The sequence below is a fragment of the Pseudarthrobacter sp. efr-133-R2A-89 genome (genome assembly GCF_030209315.1).
In the GTDB taxonomy this organism is placed as follows: Bacteria; Actinomycetota; Actinomycetes; order Actinomycetales; family Micrococcaceae; genus Arthrobacter.
The window spans coordinates 331,017-347,586 of the sequence record NZ_JARVSE010000002.1 but is presented as its reverse complement, the minus strand read 5'-3'; the positions used below and the strand labels follow the sequence as shown (position 1 = coordinate 347,586).

Genomic DNA, 16,570 nt, shown 5'->3' with positions numbered 1-16,570 from the left:
GGAATTCCCCTGCCCGGCTCGTCGACACAACGTTGCAAGCTGAAAACAAGAACAATGCATGCCCTTCGTCTTGCATCCGACCTGAGGGTCAATCATGTGATGAGTATCCGTTCGCCAGCACATTTAGCGGTGCTTATCATTGGGCCGTGCGAAAGTCATGGCACCGGCAGGGATGCCGCTGCTACCGGGTTGGTAAGGCTTCCGATTCCTTGGATCTCCACCGTGGTCTCATCGCCCGGGGCGAGGAACCTGGGAGGAGTCATGAACCCGCCACACCCGGATGGGGTACCGGTGAGAATCACGTCTCCGGGGCACAGGGTGAAGTGCCTGCTCAGGTAAGAGATAAGCGCCCTCACGCCGAAAACCATGTCCGCTGTGTTTCCGTCCTGAACGATGTTCCCGTTGACCCAGGTCCTGATCCGGACGTTCTGCGGGTCGGGAATTTCGTCGGCAGTGACGATGACAGGGCCGATGGGACAGAATGTGTCCAGTCCTTTGCCCCGGACCCATTGGGGATCAGCCCGCTGAACGTCCCGGGCCGAAATGTCGTTCGCCGCCGTGTATCCGAAGACGAATTCCAGGGCGTTTTCTTCCGGGATGTTGCGGGCCGTTTTGCCGATGATGACCGCGAGCTCGCCCTCCCAGTCAGCCTCTGTCGTCACGTCCGCGTCAAGAATGATGGGGTCTCCGGGCCCGACGACACTGGAGGAGAGTTTCGGGAAAAGATACGGCGTCTCTGGGGTCGGGAATCCCATGTCCCTGATGGTGTCCCTGTAGTTGAGGCCGATCCCGAAAATGGTTCCTCCCGGATACGGGGCCAAGAATGCGTGGTGGGTCAGGGGTTCCTCGGCGGTATCTATTTCAGGTGCTTCCCCCGCCGTGATGGCGCCCAGGTCTGTCTGGGTTAGGACCCGCCATTCCCCAGCATCCTCGACAGCGATGCGGGTGCGTTCCTGCAGGGATATTCGTGCAATTCTCAAGCTATTTTCTCGTTCCTGCGGTAGGAGATGTGGCGTAGTTGATCGCCGGGTCATAGCCGAGACGGCGAGATATGGCTTCGGCGGTGCTGGCAACTACGGCGCCGATACGCGAAAGTTCAGGGCTGATTCGATCGGTTACCCCGGCAACGCTGATGGCGGCCACGGGCCGGCCCATGTTGTCGCGGATGGCGGCACCGCAACAAGTGCTCGACGGATCGATTTCACCATGGTCCTCGGACCAGCCGCGTTCGATGGTGCGTCGAACCTCTTCCTCCAAAGCCTGACGCGTGGTGATGGTGTGGGGTGTGAAGCGGTGATAGATCATCTTGGAAAGGATCTGCTCCCGCTCCTCCTGCGGCAGCGCGGCCAGGTATGCCTTGCCGACGGATGTGCAGTGCATGGGCCTCCGCGCCCCGACGTCGCCATGAACGGCGACAGTCTGGGGTCCTTTATCCCGGTAGATGAAGACCATCTCCGTACCGCGGGGGACGCCCAGATTGACTGACTCGCGGGTCTGCTGGACAAGCATCCTCAGATATTCAGGCGCGACCTGAGCGACATCACTTGACTGCACGGCGGCAAGCGCCAGGCGGGCCGCAGCCGGACCCAGGTGCCAGACCCCAGCATGGCCGATGTCATCAACGTAGCCACGCTGCCGCAGGCGCTCCACCAGTCGGTACGTGGTGCTGCGACTCACGTGAACGGCTGCGGCGATCTCCCCGGTAGTCGCTCCCCGGGTCGTCGCCAAGAAATCAAGAATGGAAAGACTCCGGTCCAGGGCCGAAGCAGCTGCTTGGTCCTTCGCCCCACTCACACCCTCCTTCGTCTCACTGGATGGGACTTCGCGGTGGGTACTGTCCCGCTCCTCGATAAGTTCGCTCATTCCGGTGCTTCACCTCACAATCCGCTAGGTATTTCCTCGGTCTCTTGTCTAGCATCGATCCTAACAGGAATCCCGATAAACGAGACAGCTTCCCAGAAAATGAAACTTTTGAAGCGAAAAGGAGCAGGAATTGAGCATCCAATCCCAGCAGGTGGACCTGCAGGTCCTGGAAACCCTTAAGAAGGTCAGCACCGCGACGCTGGCAACCCAGCTGTTCAAGCACGGCCTGCGGCAGCAGTTTCTAGTCGGTGTGGCATCCGTGGGCCAGGTCAAGGAACCGTTCGCCGGAGAGGCGTTCACAATGCGCTTCATCCCTGCCCGCGAGGACCTGGACACCCTTGAGGGGCTCGCCGATGAGGACAACCTTCAGTGGGCCGGAGTTGAGCAGCTTCAGCCGGGCCACGTCATGATCATCGACAGCCGCAGCGACATCAGCGCCGCCTCCGCCGGTGACATGCTTGTGACCCGCGCCATGCACCGGGGGGCGAAGGCCTTCATCACCGATGGTGCCTTCCGTGACGGCTATGTCCTGGAAACCCTCGACATTCCGACCTATGCCCGGGCCATCACCGCAACCACTCGCCTCACCAGCTTTCACGTGGCCGATCTCCAGGTTCCCGTCGGTTGCGCGGGCGTCGCCGTCTATCCCGGCGACATCGTCGTGGGGGACCCCGACGGCGTGATTATCGTTCCGCGGTCATTGGCCCCGATCATCGCCGAGGACGCCCTGGAGCAGGAGACGCGCGAGGCCTACCTTCATACCCGCGTACACAACGGAGAGTCCCTGCTCGGCCTCTACCCCCCGAACGAGAAGACGATGGCCGAGTACCAGGAATGGAAGGCATCACGATGACGGCACCCGCCAACCTCGCCACCCAGTACGAAGCCCTCATCAGGACCTACTTTGATGGCTGCAACGAAGCCGACGTGGAAAAAATGGCCGGATGCTTCACCGAAGATGCTGTCCACTACTTCCCCCCGAGCATGTACGGCGGGGCCTGGCACGGCCACCGGCTGATCGCCGAACGATGGGCGCATTTTGTCGCTACCAAGGGCTCGGCATGGACCATCGACCGCCTGGTCGTCGCACCCGAATCACACCAGGCCGTCATCGAATGGACCCACTACAAAACCCTCGAAGGCACCATCCTTCGCGGCGACGAATGGTACGTCTTCGACGAGAAGACCGGCCTGATCAAGGAAATTCGCGCCTACTACGCCGCGGCCCAACACCCCGGTGTCGCCGTCACAGAGCTCGAAGGGTTCGACTACGCCGGCCGCGGCTATTACCTCACCTGCCCAGTCCCCCGCCCTGCAGCCTCCGAGACTGCTGACGCCTAAATCCCACTTCAGCCCGCCGAAGGCGACGGGCACGAGACAACGGAGACTCCAATGAAGTACTTGAAGACCCTTGCCGCCATCTCACTGGCCGGTGCCATGCTGGTCACCGGATGCGGCGCACCTAAACCCCCCGCCGCAGCCGATGCTCCCGCCGGTGCAGTCGCCTTGCCTACTGAGCCGCTGACCATCAACGTCGTGGACGTCGCAGGGAACCTCCAGCTGAGCCAGAAGATCTTTGACAACTACCAGAAGGAACACCCCAACCTGGTCAAGGAATTCACTTTCCAGAAGGTCAACGCCCCCGAACTTGTCGGCAAGCTTCAGGCGCAGCAAAAGGCCGGACGACTCGACATCGACCTGGTCCTGACAGGTTCTGACGGGATGGCCTCAGGCCTGAAACAGGACGTTTGGTACGACCTCCTCGGACAGCAGAAAGCCAACCTTCCAGACACCGCCACCCTCTACGACGCGAACGTCAGTAAGTTTCAGAAGCTCGCCCAGGGCAAAGGCCTTTCCTTCGTCTTCTACCCCGGCGGTCCCCTTCTGGAATTCGATCCCGCCAAGGTGCCTAACCCGCCCAAAACACCCGAGGAACTTCTGGACTGGGCGAAGGCCAATCCCAACAAGTTCTTCTACGCCCGGCCTGCCAACTCAGGCATAGGACGAGCGTTCCTTATGGGGCTGCCCTACATGCTTGGCGACAAGGACCCCAAAGACCCCGTCAACGGTTGGGAAAAGACGTGGGCCTACCTGGCGGAACTGAACCATTACATCGACTACTACCCCACTGGCACCGCCCAGACAATGAGCGAGCTGGCGCAGGGAAACCGGTGGATGGTTCCCACCACGACGGGCTGGGACATCAACCCACGTGCCATCGGCCAAGTACCCGCTGAGATGCAGGTCAGCGCATTCAAGAACTTCACCTGGGTCGGTGACGGCCATTTCATGACCGTACCGAAGGGAATCGAAGGCCAGCGCCTGGCCGTCGTCCTGGACTTCATGAAGTATGCGCTGAAACCTGAGCAGCAGGCCCTCACCTACGATTCCGGCTACCTGTACCCGGGACCTGCCGTCAAGGATGTGCCGTTGTCCATGGCTCCCCAGGAGAGCCAAGACCTGATCAAGAAGTTCGGCCGCCCCATCTATGACGAGCTGATCAAGAGCCAGCCGCTGGAAATCCCGCTCGAAGCTGATGCCATGGTCTCTGCCTTTGACCTCTGGGACAGGAACATCGGCGGCGCCAAGGTGCAGAAAAAGTAACCGGCGAAGTATTAATCCCTAGGAGACAACGACGTGACCAGCATTAATACCAAACCCCAGCTCGGACAACTCCGGCTGCAGGGCGTCACCCGAAAATTCGGGCCCATCACAGCCCTGGATCATTTGAACCTGACCATCGAAGGCGGAGAGTTCATCGCTCTCCTCGGCCCGTCCGGCTGCGGAAAGTCCACGGCTCTGAGCTGCCTCGCCGGCCTGCTGCCGCTCAGCGAAGGCGCCATCTGGGCCGACGACGTCAGGATCGACACCCTGCCCTCGGAACGACGTGAATTCGGCATGGTGTTCCAGAACTACGCGCTCTTTCCCCACCTCAGCATCCGCGACAACGTCGGCTTTGGCCTGAAGGTCCGGGGAGTGAACAAACAGGAAATGCGCTCCCGGGTCGATGAGGCCCTGGCGATGGTGGACCTGCAGGAGCACGCTTCCAAGCTCCCCGGCCAACTATCGGGCGGCCAGCAGCAGCGCGTGGCAATAGCCCGCGCCGTGGTCCTCCGGCCCCGCCTCGTTCTCATGGACGAGCCCCTCTCCAACCTGGACGCCAAGCTCAGACTTCAGATGCGCACAGAAATCCGGCGGCTGCATCAGAGCCTGAAGCTCACCACGATCTACGTCACGCACGACCAGGAAGAGGCACTGGCCCTCGCTGACCGAGTGGTGGTTCTGCGCCGTTCTAAGGTCGACCAAGTGGGGCCGCCCGAAGAGGTCTACAACCGGCCGATCAACACCTACGTCGCGTCCTTCATGGGGTTCCGGAACCTGTTCTCTGTCGAGGCCTCCTCACCAACGGGTCAGCAGGGAATCGTAGACGCCCGCTCCCACGGCAATTCCTTCCAAGTCATGGCCCAGCGCCCGATCCAGGGAGGCAACGCCATCATGGCCATCCGCCCGGAAGATTTCCAGCTTGGCCCCGTGGACGGAAACTCATTGCGAGTCCGTGCGGTAGTCGTGGAGTTCTCCGGACACAGCTTTGTCGTCGAAGGCGTCACGGAGGCCGGAGAGGTCATCCACCTCCGGCTCAAGGACCGCGTCAGCGCCGGTGACACGTTCGAAGTAGGGTTCTCCCCCTACAGTGCGCTGCTCTTCACCGGCGATGAATGCTCTGATGACGTCGTCCAGGCTGCGGCAGCCGTCCAGGTCGAGGTCTTCTCGTGACCACCACTACCAACCGCACGGACGCCCCTACGCTGAATTTCCGGCACAAGCTGGCGGACCGCGGCATCGACCCTTTGCTGGTGTTGTTGCTCCCGGCCGTTCTGCTCCTCGGCGGACTCTTCGTGTACCCGATGTTCTACGGCGTCAGCATCTCGATGGACCCGCTCCAAGGCGGCGGGCCATTCGTCAACTACGTGAACTTCTTCACTGACCCGTTCCAGTCCTCCACCATTTGGAAGACATTGGGGCTGGCACTGCCGGCCGCGCTGATCAACGTCGGCGCATCCGTCCCCATTGCGATGCAAATGCGCCGGAAGTTCCGCGGCAAGCGGCTCCTCACCGCAGTCCTGGTACTGCCCGTCAGCCTCGGCACGGTGCTCGTCGCCGATGGCCTGCTCCGCTATTTCTCCCCCACCGGGTGGTTCAACCAGGCACTCCTGGGCCTCGGGCTCGTCGATGAACCGGTACGGCTGATCTACAACTACGCAGGCGTGCTCTTTTCCCTGATCATCACCGGCTTTCCCTTTGCCTTCCTGCTGACCCTGTCCTACCTTTCCGGCATTGACCCGACACTGGAGCGGGCCGCCGCCACCCTCGGTGCAACCAAGTGGCAGCGCACCAAGTACATCGTGATGCCGCTGCTCGCACCGGGTCTGGCGATGACCTTCTGCCTGACGTTCGTCCTGGCATTCGGCGTCTTCCCCTCAGCGAACCTCGTGGGCGAACCGACCGGTTCGACACGCGTGTTGTCCATCGCGGCATATCAGGCAGCGTTCGAACAATACGACTTCTCGCTCGCCTCGGCCATTGCCGTCATTATGGGTGTAGTGGAGATGGTCATCATCGGCGCGGTCCTGTTCCTGCGCAGCCGCTTTTATGAAGGATCCACAGCAGGAGGCAAGGGCTGACCATGACAACCACAACAACCCCCTCAAGCACGTCCCGCAGGGCCAGCGAGGCGCCACCGGCACCTGTAAAGAACAAACGCTCGCTGCTCCAGATCACCGTCTGGGTCGCCGTCGGCTTCTTCCTCCTGAACCTCGCCGGGATCATCCTCTCCGTCATCGTCAACGCCCTCGGAACAACATGGTTCAAGGGACCGCTCCCCGAAGGCTTCACGGTCCAGTGGTTCGGCCAAGCATGGCAGGATTTTAACCTCGCCCAGGTGCTGGTTACCACGCTCCAAGTGACCTTCAGCGTGCTGGCACTGTCCCTGGCATTCGGTGTGCCGGCCGCCTACGCCCTCGCCCGACGGGACTTCCCCGGCAAGAAGCTGGTCATGCTGCTGATGCTGCTGCCGGTCATGCTCCCTCCCATCACCTACGGCGTCCCCCTGGCGACACTGATGTACCAGCTTCAGCTGACCGGCTCCCTCACGGGGGTCATCCTCGTGAACCTCGTTCCGGCCCTGCCGTTCGTCATCCTTGTCATGACCCCATTCATCGGCCAGCTGGACAGGAACCTGGAGTCCGCGGCCCGCATGTGCGGGGCCAACACATGGAAAATGTTCCGGATGGTCCTTGTCCCGCTGCTCACCCCAGGCATCCTGGCGGCAGGCGTGCTGATCCTCGTCCGGACCGTGGCCATGTTCGAACTGACGTTCCTTGTCGCCGGGCCCAAGAGCGAAACGCTCATCGTCGCCCTCTACTCGGCTGCATTCTCCACCGGAATCCGGAGCGCCCAGACTATTGATGCGATGGCCGTCATCTACACCGTTATGACTTCGGTGCTGCTGATGATCGCGCTTCGCTTCGTCAACCCCACCCAGATTGTCGGTCAAGTGAAGGGTGCCGCAGACGATGACTAGGCCGAGCACCATCGAGCGGATCGAAATTTTTCCGCTCGAGCACAAGCTGAAGGACGGCGGCTTCGGCACCTCCAAGGTCCGGGTTGCGGCCAGGACGGCGACCCTGGTCAGGGTCACGACCTCGGACGGGATCATCGGCTGGGGCGAATCTTTCGGGCCGCCCCGCGTCGTCGCGGCCCACCTCGAAGATCTGGGCCGGGCAGTCATCGGCCAGCCACTGGAACTCAGGGAAGGTGCCTGGCTGAGCCGGCTCAACGCCGGGTACCACCTGACCAAGGGCGGCCTGCACGTTGCAGCCATCAGTGGCCTGGATACCGCGATGTGGGACGCTGCCGCGCGAACGTACGGTGTTGCAGTTTCGGCCCTGCTCGGTGGACGGATCCGTGATGAGGTAACCGCATACGCCTCCACCGGCTACTACCATGAATCGGACGACATCGGGATCCTCCGGGACTACATCGAAGAAGCCGTCGACGAAGGTTTCACTGCCGCGAAAATCAAGGTCGGTTCGGGCGTCCATGACGATGTCGAACGCACAGGCCTCACCAGGGACCTCTTGGGGCAGGGGGGGCTGGTCATGGTGGACTACAACGCCAACGCCACGGTGGACACGGTCCTGGCTTCACTGCGTGAGGTAAAGGAGTTTAGTCCCTCCTGGATCGAGGAGCCCCTGCCGCCGGACGAAACACACGGGTGGGCCATGCTGCGCAACAATACGGACCTTCCGTTGGCGGCAGGAGAGGCCCTTTACACCCGGTTCGGGTTCCGCGACTACATCGCGGAAAAGCGCGTCGACATTGTCCAGCCCAACCTTTCCGTCTGCGGGGGGTTCACGGAGGCGAAGGTCATCGCACAAATGGCCACCGCGTGGAACCTCCGCGTCACCCCCCATGTCTGGGGGACCGGCGTTCTGATGGCCGCCACCTTGCAACTGCTCTCCACCCTCCCGGCATCACCTTTCGGTGAAAGGAACGCCTACCCGCCACTGCTTGAATACGACCGGGGAGAGAATCCCTTCCGTGAAGGCGTTCTAGAGGAGCCGATACTGGCTCGAAGCGGCCAGGTCACCATTCCGACAGGGAACGGCCTTGGCGTTGACATCAACGAAGATGCAGTGAGGATGTGGGCTTTGCCCACACACACACTGGACATCACCTCCCCGTGAAAGAGAAGGCATGAACAACCAGCAACCCACCACCTGGGCTTCCCCCGGCATCACCACAGGGCACGGGGCCCTCACAGCCCGGACCGCGTTCGTCACCGGAGCAGGGCGGAACATCGGCCGTGCCATTGCGATCCGGTGCGGATCCGAAGGCGCGCGCGTCGCCGTCAACGACGTTGATGCGGCGGCAGCTGAGGCCGTCGTACATGAGCTGCGGGACGCCGGCGTGGAAGCATTCGCCGCGATTGGCGATATGTCCGACTTCACTCAGGTCGACCGGGTTTTCGCGGAAACCGAGGAAGCTCTGGGTACAGTCGACATTCTGGTCAACAACGCCTATGTCCGCTGTGGTGACACCGCATGGGGCAATTTCCTGTCAGTGGAACCAGCCGACTGGGAACTGTTCGTGAGTAAGAACATGAACATGCTCTATGGATGTACGCAGCGCACAGCGCGCGCCTTGGCCGCCCAGGAGAAGAAGGGGTCGATCATCAACATCAGCTCCCACGGAGCCGAACGCGCCCACCGCAATCACATCCCCTACGACTCGGTCAAAGGCGCGATGGAGTCCTTCACCCGCGCCGTCGGCGTCGACCTCGCCCCGTGGGGCATCCGGGTCAACGCCCTGCGCCCCGGCGCAATCGCCGTCGAGGGAGAACCGCCCATGTGGGACGGCAAGAAGGACCTGCGCGCCGCCCAAATCCCATTGGGGAGGGCAGGAACACCCGAAGACATCGCAGCCGGAGTCATCTTCCTGGCCTCCAATGAATCAGCGTTTGTCACCGGACAGGCCTTCAACATCGACGGCGGCATGCTGGCCCAGGGACGTGCACCCCAGGTCGAAGGCGTGCCGGTAATGCACCCGGGAAACGCCACGCCGGTTCCCCCCGCACTCTTCCACTGACCCGTCCCCAGAGCCAAGGACCCCAGCATCATGACCACCATCGCAGGCACCAACCCCTACACCGGAGCCCTCCTGGACCCGGTAGCAGAAGAAAGCAACCCCGCGGATGTTGACCGCATCGTCGAGAGCGCGGGCAAGGCCTTCGCCTACCTGGAGGGCATCGGCAGGGTAGGCCGGGCCGGGCTGCTTCAGGTCCTCGCGGACAGCCTGGACCTGAACGCGGAAGAACTGATCCAGGCCGCTGACGAGGAGACCGGAATCGGCCCGACCCGGTTGACCGGGGAACTGAAAAGGGCGAGCTTCCAGATGCGGTTCTTCGCCGAAGTACTGCTAGAGGGCAGCTACCTCGAGGCGACCATCGACACCGCCGGCGAGACTCCAATGGGACCGCGCCCGGACCTGCGCCGGATGCTCCAGCCTATCGGCCCGGTGGCCGTTTTCGGATCCAGCAACTTTCCCTTCGCCTTCTCCGTCATCGGCGGCGACACAGCATCGGCCCTCGCCACAGGCTGCTCCGTGGTGCTCAAAGCGCACAGCTCCCACCCCCGAACCTCCAAAATCTCCTACGAGATCATGGCCGCAGCGGCCATCAACTACGGGGCGCCTGAAGGGACCCTGGGAATGGTCTTCGGCCAAAAAGCGGGGACAGCGCTGGTCAGTCACCCCCTCATTCAAGCTGTCGGGTTCACAGGGTCCCTTGGCGGCGGCGACGCCCTCATGGAAGCGATCAACCGCCGGGAACAGCCCATCCCCTTCTACGGCGAACTCAGCAGCATCAACCCCTTGGTTGTCGCCCCGGGCGCCGCCGCCGAACGGGGCGCGGACATCGGTGCCGGCCTTGCCGCCTCCATCACGACCTCCGCCGGGCAGCTGTGCACGAAACCCGGCGTCGTGTTCGTGCCGCACGGCCCCGAAGGCGACAGCCTCGTCTCCAGGCTCACGGAAGATCTGTCGTCCACCAGCGTCTCACCCCTGCTGAACCGCAGGATTTTCGAAAGCTACGCCGCCATCACCCGGGCACTGGAGGACCAGGAGGACGTGGCCAAGGTCGCCACCGGCAAAGTCCCCGACGAAGGCGGGTTCCGTGTTTCTCCCGCCGTCTACAGCATCGACGCCACACGGCTGCGCCGGGAGACGGTCGAGGAATGCTTCGGCCCCTCTGCTATCATCGTCCGCTACGGGACGCTGCCCGAACTCGAACAGGCACTGTCGATGATCGAGGATTCCCTAACCATGACCATCCACTTGGGCGAAGACGACGACGACCTGGCCCACCGGCTCACCGAACTCGGAAGGGCCCGGGCCGGCCGGATCATCTACAACGGCTACCCGACGGGCGTCAGCGTGGCCTGGGCCCAAACCCACGGCGGGCCTTGGCCATCGACTAACTCCCTGCACACCTCCGTCGGAGCAACCGCCATTCGCCGCTTCCTGCGCCCGGTCACCTACCAGGACGCCCCGGTCAGCGTCCTCCCGGACGAGCTCAAGGACGGAAAAATCACTATTCCCACCCGAATCAACGGGCACCTTAGCCTGCCCCAACCATCGGCCTGACCATGACCACAGAACTCCTGCTGACCCGGCAAGAAGACAGCGCCTACCAGGCACAGCAATGGCAGTGCCCGGATAACTGCGACTACTGCACCAGCCCGGAAACGGACTGATGAAGGTCCACCTCCAGACCGACCAGCTCCGCGCCGTACTGGACTCCCTCGGCGCGGAGCTGGTCTCCCTCCAAAACAGCACTGGCAAAGAACTGCTCTGGTCAGCAGGACCCGAATGGCCCCGACACGCCCCCGTACTGTTCCCAATCATCGGGCGGGTCCCCAGTGAAGTCCTGCACTACGAGGGCCGGAACTACCCGATGACACAGCACGGATTCGCACGGGACAACCATTTCACGGTCCTGGAAACCACTGCCCACACTGCCCGCTTCCTTCTGCGCAACAGCCCGGTAACAGAAGCGATGTTCCCGTTTCCCTTTTCGTTGGAAAGCAGCTGGTCGATCTCCGGGCCCTCCCTCGACCTCACCATCTCTCTCACCAATACGGGCACCGGACCCATGCCAGCATCCCTCGGCTGGCACCCGGCTTTTCGGTGGGATCCATCCCCGGGATCGCAGCTACTCTTCGACAAGGAGGAAACTGCTGACACCCGGCGGGTTGATGCCCACGTGCAGCTCACAGCTGCCCGGTTTCCGACACCGGTGCACCAAAAGGTCCTGACGCTGACCGAAGACCTGTTCGCCGACGGAGCGATCATTTTTGAGTCAATGAAAAGCCGTACCGTCCGGTACGTCTCGCCTCAAGGCCCGGTACTTGACCTGGCTCTCGCTGGCTTCGCGCAGTTCACGGTGTGGAAGCAGCCCGGGGCGGACTTCGTGTGCCTTGAGCCTTGGGCAGGCCTGCCGGCACCGGCGTCCTATCGCGGAGAAGTACTGGCAAGCCCAGGACAAATGCTGTTCCAACCAGGCGAGGAACGCAGTTTTAGCTGCCGGCTCACTACTCATCCGTAATCGCTCACAGGATCAGCAACAAGCGGTTACCAACAAACGATGCAGCAACAGAGATGGATACATGGAAGGCCTGTGATAACAATGACCCTTGATATGTCCCATTGGAGAAGCCTCAGCCGCGGCGAGGAGATTGAAGTCTTCGATGACGCCCTCGTCATCGCACTCGGTGTGGTCGATGATTTCACTCACGATCGGCGCATTCTCTGGCTCCACCTGACTTATGGTGGCGGCAGGCGGATGTTTCACCACGAAGACGGCTGGCACGTCCGGGCCGCACGCCGGGAACAGTAGCGCCGCCCGATCATGGCTTCCTCAGAGACTCCATCAGAAGGTTGAACAGCCTGTACGTCGTTCACTAATTGCGACGTTCGTATCCCAGTTGGCGGGAAATGGCGGCCGCGGTTGCCGAGACCAGAGGACCAAAAGTAGCCGTCTGCTCCTGCATTCGATTGGCAGGACCGGCGACACTGATCGCTGCCACGACGTGCCCGGAGTGATCGAAAACCGGGGCGCCGCAACAGGTGCTGGAGAGATCGAACTCCTGGTGTTCCTCAGTCCATCCGCGCTCCAACGAGAGCCTGATGTCATCCTCCAGCCTCGCCTTTGAGGTGATCGTGTGGGGAGTGTGTGGGCGGAGCTCGAGCTGGCGAATCAGCACTGAGCGCTCATGCTCTCCCATCCCCGACAAGTAGGCCTTACCGATGGAAGTTGCGTGCAGCGGGCGGCGAGCTCCCAGTTCGGCACTAACCCGAACTGACTGAGGTCCAAGCTCGCGGTAGACGAAGACAATTTCCTGACTATTGAGTACGCCGAGGCTCACACTCTCACGTGTTTGCTGAGCCAGCGCCCGAAGTAACTCCGGAGCAACGTCCATCACTTCGACCGATTGCACCGCAGCCATGGCCAGGCGGGCGATGGAAGGGCCGAGTCTCCACTGGCCGCCGGGGGTCTGGATGATGTACTGATCTTCATGCAAGCGCTCCACGAGCCGGTAGGTAGCACTGCGGCTGATTCCCAGCGCTTGGACCAAGTCGGCCGTGGAAGCTCCTTTGGTTCGGGCAAGGTGGTTGAACAGTTCCAATCCGCGGTCCAAAGACCCCTTTCCCACCGTCGCAGTGGATGCCATACCGTTTCCTCTCCCGTGGTTCACGCCCTTCGGAGAGTCCCTATGGACTCGGCATAGAGCGAGAAACCAATGGGTCCTGAACCTAGGGGCCGGATTGTCGTCCTAGTCCTTGGAACATCCTAGTCCCGATCAATGGGACTTGTTGCCGCTGTACCCTATGAAGGCTTCGAGGCATCCCGGGCAGGCTTGACGGCTCCTTTATAAACCAGGCGTTCGGTTTGAGGGATGGCTCTCCTCCGTTACCGCTGATGGGTGAAGCGAAGAAGAAGAGTGCTTTTGACCTCCAGGGCCCGTCTCGTCATGATTCGGTCGAGGTGGTCGGACGTGTGATCAATGAGTAGTCGCAGCGACTTTCGCGTCATGGCGGTCGTGGAGGTCCTGTTCAATCTGCTCCAGGCTGCGACCCTTCGTTTCAGGGACAAACTTGAGGCAGAACAAGAATCCGACGATATTACATGCCACGAAAAGCACCATCGTCCCGGCGAGACCGATCGACTCCCGCAACAGAGGGAAGCCGAAGGTAACTGCTAGCGTCGCGAACCATGTGACCATGCTGGCCATGCCCATGGCGGCGCCACGGACGCGGAGGGGGAAGATCTCTCCGAGGACAACCCAGTTAACCGGGCCCCAGGTAAGGGAGTAGCTGACAAACATGACGGACATAGCGATCAGCATTGACATCGCGTTAACCTGATCGCCTTTACCCGCCTCGAAGGCCATTGCGGCCATGCAGATGGCCATGCATGCGCTGCCACCGACCAACAGGGTCCTGCGGCCGACCCGGTCGATGAACTGCAGCCCGATGGCCACGGATACCACCTTGATCGTTCCAAGAATAATCGTGAATACCAGCGCATTCTCGTGCGGCAAATTCAGGCTTTCGAAAATCGTGGGTGCGTAGTAGGTCACCATGTTCAGCCCAGTGGCCTGGCACAGGACGGGAATGCCTACACCGACGATGACGGCCGGGCGTACCCATCTGGCCAGGAGTTCTCTATGCGAGCTTCTGGCGTCTACTCGGCTGATCGCTTCAATGTCGGAAGCCGCTTCCTCCGCGGAACGGGTGGCATAGAGCAGGCGCGCCGCCTCCTCTGTACGCCCCTTGGTCATCAGCCAACGCGGGCTCTCAGGCAGGACGGGAAGGCCGGCGACGAGCAGCAGTGCCGGGAGCGCGCCGCTGGCGAGCATGAGCCGCCAGTTTTCGGTATTGGCAAGGAGGAAATTTACACAGTAGCCAAGCAGTAAACCGGTGACGATCATCAACTGGTTGAGGCCTGCGAGGCCGCCGCGCGCCTTCGCAGGCGCCATCTCTGACAGATATACAGGCACCAGCGCTGAGCATCCACCCACCCCGAGTCCGAGGAAGACTCGCCCGGCAATTAGTGCACCGCTGTTCGGTACTACGGCGCAGACCACTGAGCCGACAATGAAAACAATTCCCAGAGCCAGGAGTACGCGGCGACGGCCGATGCGGTCCGACAACCGGCCTGCACTAACCGCTCCAACTATTGCACCAATGGAAATCCCACCGACGATCAAGCCGGTGGTGAGGGCATCTTGGGAGAACCCCGGAGTCTTATAGATGTAGGACAAAGCTCCGGCGATGATCCCGGTTTCATACCCAAAGAGGATGCCTCCTAGGGCCCCGAAGAAGTAAATCAGGGCGGGCTTAGGTACCGGGCTGGTCCGTCCCACGGTGGAGGGCCCTTTGGTAAGAGATGACATTGAAAAACCTTCCGGGGCCGAGCGGTGGCCGAGGTACAACGGATCAGCATCCCGGTAAGCGGGATATGCGTACGCTCACTGGGATTGTGCCATCGAATACGCTAGCTTAGTGTTGCGCCCATCACAAGTATTAGCGACGAGCAGAACCCGCACCAAGGCTTGGGGATTGCAGCCAGTGTCCGCGCCACGCTAGCGGGCTCGCGCAATGGGAGCGTTCGCGATTGCTTTCAGGCATAAGCCGGCGCCTCTCAAGCAGGGCGACCTCCCGCCGCCATGTTCCTTGGCAGGGGCGCCTAGTTACTCGGAGGTCGTAGGGTGAGATCTCGGTCCGCCAGCCGTGGCTGCGGAAGGAGTCGAGCCAGAACTGACGACTTGCAGCAGCACAAGAGGAGAGAGCCGATCGAGAAGCTCCTCCCCATCGCAGGGATACCGTGCTGGCCCATCGGGCAGCGCCCCAGAGTGTCGCAAAGTACACGAAAGCCTGCACGTTATGGTGACGGACGTAAACCGGGCTTAAGGAGTATTTACGGTGGTCTGCCAAGCAGTGCGGCCCAACCCCTACAAATGCAAGGTCGAGATGGGGCACACCCCAACCGGACGTCAGTGAGGAACGAAATATGCGTCTGCATAGGGTTCAATCCAGCTATCTCTGACAGGTCGGCCGCAGGGTCCTAGGCCCTAAACTGACGATTCGCATATGGACGGCGGCGCAAACGAAGCTGTGGAACCGCCCGCCACCAGCCCTCCGGCGCAGCGCAACGGATTCCCTCCAGCGCCAGTACAACTCGCCGGATAGAAGCCGCAGAGCCAATGGTCACCGAGGGCGACTGCTGGCTGCGGCTCATGGAGCGGGATGGCACCAGCGAGACTGCAACCGATACAGCCGGCCGGGCAACCGAACGGCGAGGCTATCACCCGGCCTGAGGGACTGGACAGACAACAACCGGGGGGCCGTATCCCGAAACCCACGGCACCCATCGCGGCGAACGCCAGGTGTTTTGCTAGAGAGCGGCCAAGAGGGTTCGGGCGGAGTCGAGGTATGCCGTTTCGGCGTCCTCTCCGGCCAGGGCGGACTGGATGGCGCAGCCCTGGATCAGCCCCATAACTGCCGGGGCGAGGCGGCGGGCCTGTAATTCCGCGTCTTCGGAGGGGCGAGCGGCGCGCAGCCACGCCTCCAGATAGGTCTCGATGTGCCCCCGAATTTGGGTAAGGATGCTGCGCGCCACCTCTCCAAGGCGCTCGTTGCGGACGGCTTCGCCCCACACCTGGACCGCGACCCCGGGAAAGAAATCCATCTGCATCAGTCCGGCCATGAGCGCCACAATGGCCTGCTCAGGCGGCGGGACTGAGTCGTGCCCGCCAAGCCCCTCCAGCGCTGCCATCCGTTCGGCGAAAAGCCGCCGGCCCGCATCAACAATCAGTTCTTCTTTGCTGCGGTAGTACACGTACACGGCGCCAGCAGAAAGGCCCGCTTCCGCGATGATGTCCCCCATCGAGACATTCGAAAAGCCCTTTTCCGCCACGCACTCCAGCGCAGCCTGCTGGATACGCTCACGCATGGCAAGCCGGTGTTCTTCGCTCACTTTCGGCATGGGTACATGCTATGACAAAAGAAAACGAATGATCATTCTTGACGATTCGGCGAAGATGGATCCAGAATGAAGAACAAACATTCTTTTTCACCATTACACCTC

General features: G+C 61.8%; 16 protein-coding genes and 1 pseudogene. 12 read left to right on the top strand and 5 right to left on the bottom strand.

Going from position 1 to position 16,570, the window contains the following annotated elements; all coding sequences use genetic code 11:
- Nucleotides 1–32 precede the first annotated feature (32 nt).
- Nucleotides 33–125, top strand: a pseudogene (locus tag QRM95_RS21135) (NucA/NucB deoxyribonuclease domain-containing protein); the annotation flags it as partial.
- A 30-nt stretch (nucleotides 126–155) separates the two neighbouring features.
- On the opposite strand, the gene QRM95_RS04360 reads toward QRM95_RS21135, so the two are convergent.
- Nucleotides 156–980 (bottom strand): fumarylacetoacetate hydrolase family protein, encoded by an 825-nt coding sequence (locus tag QRM95_RS04360; protein WP_285246607.1) that lies wholly within the window; start codon nucleotides 978–980, stop codon nucleotides 156–158.
- A 1-nt stretch (nucleotide 981) separates the two neighbouring features.
- Nucleotides 982–1,863 carry an IclR family transcriptional regulator gene (locus tag QRM95_RS04355; RefSeq protein WP_285246606.1) on the bottom strand — a complete coding sequence of 294 codons (882 nt, stop codon included), beginning with the start codon at nucleotides 1,861–1,863 and terminating at the stop codon, nucleotides 982–984.
- A gap of 130 nt (nucleotides 1,864–1,993) precedes the next feature.
- Here QRM95_RS04355 and QRM95_RS04350 point away from each other — a divergent pair, with 130 nt between their 5' ends.
- The 11 genes from QRM95_RS04350 to QRM95_RS04300 all read left to right on the top strand — a co-directional run bounded on the left by QRM95_RS04350 (nucleotide 1,994) and on the right by QRM95_RS04300 (nucleotide 12,316).
- Nucleotides 1,994–2,716: an RraA family protein gene (locus QRM95_RS04350; protein ID WP_285246605.1), complete on the top strand. Its 723-nt coding sequence runs from the start codon at nucleotides 1,994–1,996 to the stop codon at nucleotides 2,714–2,716.
- A complete protein-coding gene (locus QRM95_RS04345; RefSeq protein ID WP_285246604.1) occupies nucleotides 2,713–3,204 on the top strand; it encodes a nuclear transport factor 2 family protein in 492 nt (163 codons plus the stop codon). The genes QRM95_RS04350 and QRM95_RS04345 overlap by 4 nt, the downstream gene beginning before the upstream one ends.
- Nucleotides 3,205–3,255: 51 nt before the next feature.
- A complete protein-coding gene (locus QRM95_RS04340) occupies nucleotides 3,256–4,467 on the top strand; it encodes an ABC transporter substrate-binding protein (protein WP_285246603.1) in 1,212 nt (403 codons plus the stop codon).
- Nucleotides 4,468–4,500: 33 nt separating this feature from the next.
- Complete coding sequence (locus QRM95_RS04335; RefSeq protein ID WP_285246602.1) at nucleotides 4,501–5,637, top strand: ABC transporter ATP-binding protein; 1,137 nt, start codon at nucleotides 4,501–4,503, stop codon at nucleotides 5,635–5,637.
- Nucleotides 5,634–6,545, top strand: a complete 912-nt coding sequence (locus QRM95_RS04330) for an ABC transporter permease (RefSeq protein ID WP_208324239.1) — start codon at nucleotides 5,634–5,636, stop codon at nucleotides 6,543–6,545. The genes QRM95_RS04335 and QRM95_RS04330 overlap by 4 nt, the downstream gene beginning before the upstream one ends.
- 2 nt (nucleotides 6,546–6,547) lie before the next feature.
- Nucleotides 6,548–7,444, top strand: a complete 897-nt coding sequence (locus QRM95_RS04325; RefSeq protein WP_134164272.1) for an ABC transporter permease — start codon at nucleotides 6,548–6,550, stop codon at nucleotides 7,442–7,444.
- On the top strand, nucleotides 7,437–8,609 hold the full coding sequence (locus tag QRM95_RS04320; protein WP_134164273.1) for a mandelate racemase/muconate lactonizing enzyme family protein: 1,173 nt from the start codon (nucleotides 7,437–7,439) through the stop codon (nucleotides 8,607–8,609). The genes QRM95_RS04325 and QRM95_RS04320 overlap by 8 nt, the downstream gene beginning before the upstream one ends.
- A 10-nt stretch (nucleotides 8,610–8,619) precedes the next feature.
- On the top strand, nucleotides 8,620–9,510 hold the full coding sequence (locus QRM95_RS04315; RefSeq protein ID WP_285246601.1) for an SDR family NAD(P)-dependent oxidoreductase: 891 nt from the start codon (nucleotides 8,620–8,622) through the stop codon (nucleotides 9,508–9,510).
- 30 nt (nucleotides 9,511–9,540) lie between these two features.
- Nucleotides 9,541–11,064, top strand: a complete 1,524-nt coding sequence (locus QRM95_RS04310) for an aldehyde dehydrogenase (NADP(+)) (RefSeq protein WP_285246600.1) — start codon at nucleotides 9,541–9,543, stop codon at nucleotides 11,062–11,064.
- A gap of 109 nt (nucleotides 11,065–11,173) precedes the next feature.
- Nucleotides 11,174–12,025 (top strand): aldose 1-epimerase family protein, encoded by an 852-nt coding sequence (locus QRM95_RS04305; RefSeq protein WP_285246599.1) that lies wholly within the window; start codon nucleotides 11,174–11,176, stop codon nucleotides 12,023–12,025.
- An 81-nt stretch (nucleotides 12,026–12,106) separates the two neighbouring features.
- A complete protein-coding gene (locus QRM95_RS04300) occupies nucleotides 12,107–12,316 on the top strand; it encodes a hypothetical protein (protein ID WP_285246598.1) in 210 nt (69 codons plus the stop codon).
- Between the two features lie 64 nt (nucleotides 12,317–12,380).
- Here QRM95_RS04300 and QRM95_RS04295 read toward each other — a convergent pair whose 3' ends face one another.
- The 3 genes from QRM95_RS04295 to QRM95_RS04285 form a co-directional block, all read right to left on the bottom strand.
- The gene (locus QRM95_RS04295; protein ID WP_285246597.1) at nucleotides 12,381–13,151 is read right to left on the bottom strand and encodes an IclR family transcriptional regulator; all 771 of its coding nucleotides are present in this window, start codon (nucleotides 13,149–13,151) and stop codon (nucleotides 12,381–12,383) included.
- Nucleotides 13,152–13,481: 330 nt separating this feature from the next.
- Nucleotides 13,482–14,876, bottom strand: coding sequence for a sugar porter family MFS transporter (locus QRM95_RS04290; RefSeq protein WP_285246596.1), 1,395 nt, complete (start codon nucleotides 14,874–14,876; stop codon nucleotides 13,482–13,484).
- 1,001 nt (nucleotides 14,877–15,877) lie between these two features.
- Nucleotides 15,878–16,468, bottom strand: a complete 591-nt coding sequence (locus QRM95_RS04285; protein WP_285246595.1) for a TetR/AcrR family transcriptional regulator — start codon at nucleotides 16,466–16,468, stop codon at nucleotides 15,878–15,880.
- Nucleotides 16,469–16,570 lie beyond the last annotated feature (102 nt).

What these genes read in the sequence shown, in the direction of transcription:
- QRM95_RS04355 (WP_285246606.1), bottom strand. Translation starts at nt 1,863, where the DNA reads ATGAGCGAACTTATCGAGGAGCGGGACAGTACCCACCGCGAAGTCCCA.
- QRM95_RS04345 (WP_285246604.1), top strand. Translation starts at nt 2,713, where the DNA reads ATGACGGCACCCGCCAACCTCGCCACCCAGTACGAAGCCCTCATCAGG.
- QRM95_RS04340 (WP_285246603.1), top strand. Translation starts at nt 3,256, where the DNA reads ATGAAGTACTTGAAGACCCTTGCCGCCATCTCACTGGCCGGTGCCATG.
- QRM95_RS04325 (WP_134164272.1), top strand. Translation starts at nt 6,548, where the DNA reads ATGACAACCACAACAACCCCCTCAAGCACGTCCCGCAGGGCCAGCGAG.
- QRM95_RS04320 (WP_134164273.1), top strand. Translation starts at nt 7,437, where the DNA reads ATGACTAGGCCGAGCACCATCGAGCGGATCGAAATTTTTCCGCTCGAG.
- QRM95_RS04315 (WP_285246601.1), top strand. Translation starts at nt 8,620, where the DNA reads ATGAACAACCAGCAACCCACCACCTGGGCTTCCCCCGGCATCACCACA.
- QRM95_RS04310 (WP_285246600.1), top strand. Translation starts at nt 9,541, where the DNA reads ATGACCACCATCGCAGGCACCAACCCCTACACCGGAGCCCTCCTGGAC.
- QRM95_RS04305 (WP_285246599.1), top strand. Translation starts at nt 11,174, where the DNA reads ATGAAGGTCCACCTCCAGACCGACCAGCTCCGCGCCGTACTGGACTCC.
- QRM95_RS04300 (WP_285246598.1), top strand. Translation starts at nt 12,107, where the DNA reads ATGACCCTTGATATGTCCCATTGGAGAAGCCTCAGCCGCGGCGAGGAG.
- QRM95_RS04295 (WP_285246597.1), bottom strand. Translation starts at nt 13,151, where the DNA reads ATGGCATCCACTGCGACGGTGGGAAAGGGGTCTTTGGACCGCGGATTG.
- QRM95_RS04290 (WP_285246596.1), bottom strand. Translation starts at nt 14,876, where the DNA reads ATGTCATCTCTTACCAAAGGGCCCTCCACCGTGGGACGGACCAGCCCG.
- QRM95_RS04285 (WP_285246595.1), bottom strand. Translation starts at nt 16,468, where the DNA reads ATGCCGAAAGTGAGCGAAGAACACCGGCTTGCCATGCGTGAGCGTATC.